This window comes from Candidatus Binatia bacterium (genome assembly GCA_029243485.1).
Taxonomy (GTDB): domain Bacteria; phylum Desulfobacterota; class Binatia; order UBA12015; family UBA12015; genus VGTG01.
The window spans coordinates 1-8,133 of the sequence record JAQWRY010000006.1 but is presented as its reverse complement, the minus strand read 5'-3'; the positions used below and the strand labels follow the sequence as shown (position 1 = coordinate 8,133).

Annotated in this window: 3 protein-coding genes; 2 read left to right on the top strand and 1 reads right to left on the bottom strand. The window is 61.9% G+C overall.

From position 1 onward, the window contains the following. Together P8R42_03705 and P8R42_03700 are read left to right on the top strand one after the other, a co-directional pair. Nucleotides 1–282: hypothetical protein (locus P8R42_03705; protein ID MDG2303754.1), on the top strand; the 282-nt coding region annotated here is incomplete at its 5' end. Between the two features lie 17 nt (nucleotides 283–299). Beyond that, nucleotides 300–6,854 carry an FG-GAP-like repeat-containing protein gene (locus P8R42_03700; GenBank protein ID MDG2303753.1) on the top strand — a complete coding sequence of 2,185 codons (6,555 nt, stop codon included), beginning with the start codon at nucleotides 300–302 and terminating at the stop codon, nucleotides 6,852–6,854. A gap of 271 nt (nucleotides 6,855–7,125) precedes the next feature. Here the strand turns inward: P8R42_03700 and P8R42_03695 are convergent, their stop codons facing one another. Further along, nucleotides 7,126–7,356, bottom strand: a complete 231-nt coding sequence (locus tag P8R42_03695) for a hypothetical protein (GenBank protein ID MDG2303752.1) — start codon at nucleotides 7,354–7,356, stop codon at nucleotides 7,126–7,128. Between the last annotated feature and the right edge of the window lie 777 nt (nucleotides 7,357–8,133).

The window sequence follows — 8,133 nt, the reverse complement described above, 5'->3', positions numbered from 1 at the left end:
CCGGTCGATATCGAGATCGATGCCGGCGCGCTGCAGCCTGGGTGCGAACCGCTGCATCCCGATTGCCTCCTGCCGTTCCCTTCCAACGTCTACACGGTCGCGGATTCTGCGGCGTCGACGGGGTTGCAGATCTCGTTCACGGCTCCCCGCGTGAGGCTTGGGATTGACGGCTACAAGTCAATTGAGGCAAAAAGGGCCTTACTGTCTCCTACCATCGGGGTCGCCCCTGGCGAGCACCGTAGCTTGTGCCGGACTTTGCTCGGATTCGAAGCCCGATATTAGCCTAAAGGATGGAAATCATGGACCAGCCGTTGCCAGCAGCCTTGCGGTCGCAGAGGAGAGCGCCCGGACGCCTTCCGATCGTGCTTTTCGCCTGGGCTGTGATGGCTCTCACCATCCTGCCATCAGACGCATGCGCGCAGGGGTCACTCTTGAACGGTGTCGAGGTTCCCCTTCCCACGGCGTTCGGCGAGCCGAGCAGTGCGACCGTATCGGAGTCCTACGGCGTCGTCGCCGACCGCATCATGATCGCCGCACCGCCCGGGCGACGGGCCATCCATCCGCGCCTCTCTCTGGCGTTCAGTTCCCTCGGAGGCGGCGGACTCGCCGGTGCCGGATGGGGCATGGCGATGGGTTCGATCGAAAGCTGGCAAGGAGACGGGGACCCGAGCACCCTCGCCACCATCGAGGGAACCCCCAACGACCGATTCTCCTTTTCCCTCGGAGGGGCGGGAGGCGAGCTGCACGACGAAAACGGCGATGGCATCTACCGTGCCAAGATCGAGAATGTCTACCGCCCCTTCCGGCGCAACGGCGACGGTTGGTTGACGCACGACGGACAAGGCAACGCCTACTACTTCGGCAGTCGCAGCGATAGTCGACTCGATGGCGAAATCTGGCTACTCGATCTTCTCGAGGATCCGTCCGGCAACACGATGACTTTCGCCTATGGACGGGAGTGCGAAGTCTTTGATGACCCCTCCTGCGACGGTGACAACCAGACCATCTATCCCAAAACTGTGCACTACACCGGGTACGCCCCTAACGATACCCTCGGGGACAACGTCATCGAGTTCGTCTACGAGAGGCGACCCGACCGCCGCACTGCCTATCGCGGTGGCGCCCGCATCTCGAACAATCTTCGCTTGAAGAAGATCGTCGTCCGTGCCCAGGGAAATCTCGTGCGTCGCTATGAACTCAGCTACTCACGCTACAACAATGGTCCTTCCCTGCTCAGTCGCGTCACGCTGGTCGGCTCCGACGGCATCTCGGAGGTCGTTCTCCGCGAGATTACGTACACCGAGCGCTCTCCGGCCTGGCAAACGCAGGCGAGCCCCCTACTGCTCTCCGGGCCGAGCCTTGCCGACGCAGACGGCAAGCAGACCGGCGTCCAATTCATCGATGTGGACGGCGATGGCTTCGCCGACGTGGTCGACAATGGATCAGCCGTCTATATAGGCGATGGTTCCGGCTCTTTCCCCACGGCGGATGCCGCGTGGACGGCCGCGCTTCAGGCGATCGAGTCGGCGACGATCGGCGAGGACGGAGTCGATACGGGCGTGCGTTTCATGGACGTCGACGGAGATGCAATGCCAGACATCGTCTCCGCTCGTCTCGTGGGCGGGAATCCGGTCAGCAACGTGTACCTGAACAACGGTAGCTCCTGGCAACGAAGCGCTGCATGGAGCGATCAACTGCAGAGCATCTCTGGAATGTCCCTTGCCCTGGCCGATACGCAGGCACAGACGAATTGTCGTGCTCCCCTATGCAGCGACTTCGCCGCTCCGGCTCCCAGCGGCTGTTCTCCGCCCTACTGCACCGGGTGTACCGTCGAAGCCGAGCAGAACGAAGAGTGCTCTCCTGCCGACCCCGAAGACTGCGTCCCTCTGGCCGAAGACGAAGAGCCACTGCCCATCTGCGTCCCTTCGAATCCCGGCGACTTCTCCGTCGAGGTGAGCGAGCCGTTCTCCTTTATCGGCAAGGACGGCGAGTACCCGGGCGTCGAAATGGGAGACATCAATGGCGATGGCCGGATGGACATCATCTGGTCTCTGGTCTTCGACCAGAGCGCGGCCTTGGGCCAGACTCCTCGCATGGTGCGCGCCGTCCTTCTCAACGGTGGTCGCGACCACCCCGGCTGGCACCCCTCCAACTCGCTGGCCAATGCGCTCGCCAACGTCCTGACCGACAATGCGAACGGAGACGGATCCGCAGCAGCTTTTGTGGTCGAGTATGAACTTCAGGGATACTCCCTCGTCGACGTGAACGGAGATGGGCACGCGGACATCATTCGAAGCGTCGAAGGCAAAGAGGCCGCCTACCTATTCACGGGACAGGGCTGGGAGAAGAGTGACAGCTACACCGCCACGATGTCCGCTCTGGGCATCTACGGGCTCAAGGAGTCGCTCGAGGGCACCGGTCTCGTACCCACCGATTTCAATGAAGACGGCCTTGTCGACTACCTGCAAGCGTCACCCAGCCAGGTCAGGGCCCTCCGGAATGACGGAGCCGGATGGGTCCTCGATCCGACGATGGGGACCCTCTTCGCTTCGGCCGGCGTCCACTTCATCGACGAAGATGGCGCATCGACCGGTGTGAGCTTCGCAGACCTCAACGCCGACGGGCAGATGGACCTCGTGGCGGCCAAGGAAGCTGGTCCCCGCGAATTCAGACTGGCTGAATCACAGAGATCGAATCTGCTGGCCAGCGCGATAGGCCCCCTGGGCGAAGAGACGATCGTCACATGGGCGATATCCACCGAGTTCGACAATAGGACTGCCACCGGCATCCAGGGCCTTCCCATAGCCATGGCCGTCCCGCGATCACTCGCGCGGGATGACGGCCGTGGCAACGTGATGCAGGATACCTTCAGCTATGAGGGTGGACTCTTCGAGGACGGAGGTTTGCGGGGCTTTGCCAAAACCACCCGAACTCCAAACATTGGACTGCGTGTCGAAACGCATTTCTATCAGGACGAGGATCGGGCGGGGCAGCCCAATGTGATCCGTACCTACGACAGCGCGGGAAAACTCCGCACCTGGAGCGAAACCGAGACCATCCGCCACTCCGTGGAGCAGGGAGTCACACAGGTACTCGTTGGAACGACGGATTCCGCTCAGTACGAGGAAGACGGCATCACCCTCACGACCAGTTCCCACATCGAACGTGAGTACGATGAATTCATGCAACTCATCCGCAAGGTCGAAGACCCCGAGATCGAGACTCCGAACGACGAAGTGATCCTGACCTACGACTGGCACCAGAAAACGGAAGACGGCTTCTGGGCGCTCCTGAGCCGGATCGAACAACGAGATAGTGCCGACGAGATCGTCTCCGAGGCAATCAACGAATACGACAACCTGGGCCGACCACTTCGGATGCGCGAACGGATCTCCGAGAACGACTACACCGAAGTTCTCATGACTTTCGATGCATGGGGCAATATGGTCGAGACGGTGGACCGCGCAGCAGCCACGGTCGAATTCCTGTACGACACGACAGGGACCTTTCGAGTCCAGGCAACCGACGACCTGGGCCATATACGACGCACCGAGTATGACCCCCGCTTTGGCCTGATCGTGCTGGACGTGGACGCCAGCGGCAACCAGACCACGACCGAGTACGACGCCTTCGGCCGCAAGATCAAGGCGACCTCTCCTGGCGACGAGAGTTCCCCGCACGGCACCGTGTCCTGGACCTACTCCAACCTCGGCGACCCGAACAACCAATCGTTTAAAGAACGCCGCACGGAGACTGCGGGCACCTCCGAGCTGTTCGAGACCGAGTATTTCTACGACGCCTTCGGCCGAATCTACGAAACCCGCCAGGAGGGCAGCCATGGCCGCCCCGTTGTCATCGCCAGGGAGTTCGGGGGCGATGGTCTGCCAGGGACGACGACTTCCGCCTTCTACGAAGGCGACCCTGACCCTACTTCCACCATGATCCGCGACGACATGGGAAGACCTTCGCTCCTCCAAGATCCGCTCGGTCAGCAACTCTCGATCACCTACAATGGCCGAGAAAGCACGACGATCGACGCCCGAGGCCAGATCACCCGCCTGATCTCCCATCCTTCCGGAAAGCCGCGGCGTGTCACTTCACAACTCGACGGTCAGGACCAGACCACCAACTACGAGTACGACTCGTCGTCGAGGATCGTCGGCATCATCGATGCCATTGGCTCCAGAACCAGCATCACCTACGACGGTGTCTCGCGCCGGACTCGCCTCGAAGATCCCAACGCCGGCACGTTCGATTACGCATACGACGGCGAAGGACGCCTCACCCGCGAAACCGGACCTGATGGGGGAGAGACTTTCTTCAGATACTCTCCAACCGGACAGCTATTGGAGAAGGAGCTGCCCGACGGCCGCCTTCAGGTCTTCCGTTATGGAACGGCCGGGGATGTCAATGCCGTCGGCAGACTCGTCGAGGTTTTCGACGCGGCGGGCGTCCTGCAGCTCTCCTATGACGCACGGGGCCGGGTCGTCGAACGCCGACGCCTGGTCGGCGACAAAACCTATGTGATGGGCTGGACGTACGACTCGATGGACAGGGTCAGGTCCATCACCTACCCCGATGGGTTCGAAGTCCATCATGAGTACGACCCCGGAAACAACCTGACGTCGCTCGTCGACCAAAACGGAGACGTCATCATCGATCAGTTCGTCTACAGTGCCGGTGGCCGGATCGAAGGCATGCGATACGGCAACGGCGTAACCACCGAAATGACCTACGATGTCCTCGAGCGGATGGAGACAAACTCTGCCGTCAACTCCTTCGGACACACCATTCAGGCCCTTACCTATGCCTTTGATTCGGCCAACAACGTCACCAGCCTCCATGACGCGATCCGGGAAGAAACGAGAAGCTTCGAGTACGACGAACTGGGTCGACTGACCCGGGCGACCAGCGACAAAAATGAAGTCGATCGACGCTACGAGTTCGACGCAATCGGCAACCTCACTCGGAAGGGAGATCTACGCTTCGCGATGGACTCCGCCCATCCGCAGCGCGTAATCTGCGCGGCCGAGATCGGAGGCAAGCGAGGCCCCGAGAAGAAGATAGACGACTGCTCCGCTGGGATGGCTGGACTCGCTCCCGACGAGATCAAGCGCGCCTTCGCCATGGCCTACGACGAGCGAGGCAATATGACCGTGAAGGGCTCGCGACGATTCGAATACGACGGAGCCAATCGACTACGCACCGTGAGCGACCAGCGAGGGCGCCGCGAGCGCGTTCTGGAGCGAAATACCTACGACGCTGCTGGGAATCTCGTCATCCAGGAAAATGGCCGGAAGCGTCGCGTCATCATCGGAGGGTGGTACGAAGAGACACGATCCCGGGCCACCCGAAACATCTTCGCCGGCAGCCTCGCCGTCGCCATCGTCACCAGCGGAAGTAAGCGCGTAGAGTTGATCAGGTCCGCTCTTCCCGACAGAGGACTTCCAATCTACCGCGCGGGATTCTCCTCGACCGGCATCCTGCTCCTCCTCACGGTCCTTCTGCTCGACCGCAGACGCAACTGGGGGATCTACTCCTCGATCAAGGAAATCGGGACAAGAGCACGCTCAAACCCGACCCACCTCATCGTCGTGCTGGCGGTCGCCATGAGCCCCCTCGCGCAACCGAGCACCGCTCATGCTGTCGCGAACCCCGGTCTGCGACTCAAGAGCCTCTACCTGCACGGCAATCACCTGGGCAGCGTAACAGCGGTGACCAACGAGAAGGGGCGCATCCGCCAGACCCGCGAGTACGAACCCTTTGGCTCCGCCGAGAACTGGAAGGGCGGACTCCATTCCGGGAGACGAACCATCGGGCCTGCCTTCCAGGGGCAGGAATTCGATCCAGCGACCGACCTCTACAACTTCAATGCGCGACACTACGACCCCGAGATCGGAAGGTTCACGAATGCCGATACGATCGTCTCCGACGTCTCCGACCCAAGAACGCTGAACCGCTACGCTTTCGCAGTCGGCAACCCCATCCGCTACACCGACCCTACCGGACGTTCCATCTTTTCGGCGATCGGGGACGCGTTCGCTTCGGCAGGGGAGTGGTTGGCCGACAATATCGTCGAGATCCTCACCGTGGTCGCGATCGTCCTGGTGGTGGTCCTCGTCGCCGCAGCAATTGTGCTGACCGGCGGACTCGCCGCCGTACTGGCGGGCGCCGGGGGATTCGCCGCTCTCGGCAGCTTCGCTGCTGCCGGTGCAGCCATAGGATTTGCAACCTTCGGCGGGATAGCTCTCTCCCAGGGGTACGGGGTAGACAGCGCCGAATTCTGGATCGCGGCCAGTTCCGGAGCGGTGCTGGGCGGCCTCGTAGGTGCTGCCCTGCCCCTTGCATTCGCACCAGGGGCCGTCTTCGCCGGCGGCATCACATCCCTTGCCGGCCAGATGGCCGCCGGGTTCGTCGTCGGCGCGGCCGCCGGCGGCCTCGAGGCGGCCATCGCCTGTTCGACCGGGTGCGGAAGTGTCGACCAACTCTGGGGCCCGGTACTTCAGGGGGTCGTCATTGGCGGACTCATCGGGGCGGCCATGGGCGGGGTCTTCCACAAACTTAGTGCTTTCATAAAACCGGCTTCAGGAACCGGATATTGGGCGCGAGCCGGAAACTGGGTGCGAAACCTTCCAATTTCCTACTGGCAACCGGCCAAGGTGGGTTTCAGCGTGAAGACACTCTACGCAACCGGCTCCGCAGCCGCGGGAAGACGAGGAGGAACCCTTTACGGCGACGGGCTCGGAGTGGCAGGCGATGTAGTCGCCGGGGACAATATCGGTGATCAGTTCGCGCATGATGACGAAAGTGGTGGAACCTGGCTTGGGCTGACAACGAGTTCCGCCTCGCCCTGAGACTGTTCGCATCGGGGAGCGCCGGCGAAACGAACTGCCGCCCGAGGGCTCCGCCGCGGCCGCTTGAACCCGAAATCCGGACCTGGCTCGAGCCTTCGCGGTGGCGGCTACCCGCCGTCCTGGGCAAATGGGCCCTTGATCCCGCCTACCGCCGCCGAGAGCAGATCAAGAAAAAGACAATGGCTCGTCGTAAGCGGCAGAATCTACACGCTGCGTAGTCGAGCAAACGTGCCGGAAGTGTCTCTAGGAAATCGACCCCAAAGATCCCGACTCAGCTGACGACGTACAGCTTGGGTACAAGTTGACCGAACGCCGCGACCTCTTCACGAAGAGTTACAACCCAAGAGTCGCTCTCGGTCCATTGAATCGCATCGGGCAGAGCCGGCAGGTCAATCGGATACAAGACTCCGTGGCCCGCCCACATCTCGCACTCCGTCTGGTTGCGTAGCCACTGACTGACGATCAGGAGGTCACTCTCTTGTGCGGTGCGAATCTCGATCATGCCGTATAACGGATCGGCGTTCAGCGGCGTGCGGCGACCTACCGGGCAGCTCCTGAACGCTCCAGACGCACGCCATTCTAGCACGCCTGCCAACGCCTCAGTGTCAGCACGCCCGCTGCACCTACTTGTTAGGCAGCGGCGGATCTTCCGGGCAGTCCCAACGATTCGGCCAACGCCATGAAGAAGTCTTGAAGAACAAGCTGAAACGGCTCAAGTTCAGGCCCGGACGCAATGACCCGGCAAGAGGCGACGACCCACAACACCGCGCAGCCGACGAGAGGAACGAGAAGAACCGTTTTGACTGGCGGTAGCCAACATGAACGGCCTATTTGCCCAGGTCGCCGGGTAGCGGCAACCCCGAAGCCTGGAGCGAGGTCCAGTTTTCGGGTCTAGCCCGCTGGGCGGCGCCGCCAAAATGATATGTCAGAGCGGCCACAGCCCAGCTGATCGCCGGCGGCGTCGGGGTCGGGGTCGTCCATACCGTGGCCCAACCGTCTCTGAACCCAAACAGTGGATCGGGGTATTCCCTTTCATATCCTTCGGGGTCTCGGTCTTAAGCGAGAGGCCGTCGTAGCTTTCGGGAAAAAGCGTCAACTCGATGCCCGCGCGTTTGCGAACCATGGAGGCAGGAGGCGGTCTTGGATCGCCATTCGCCCCTGAAGGCGCTAAATCTCGAGGCCCTTCGCTACGAGGCCGCGTAGCAAATTCGAGTTCTGCTACACGCGCAGCGCTTTGTGAGCGCCCGCCCGGCGGCGTCGCCGCCGCCGTTTGAGCCCG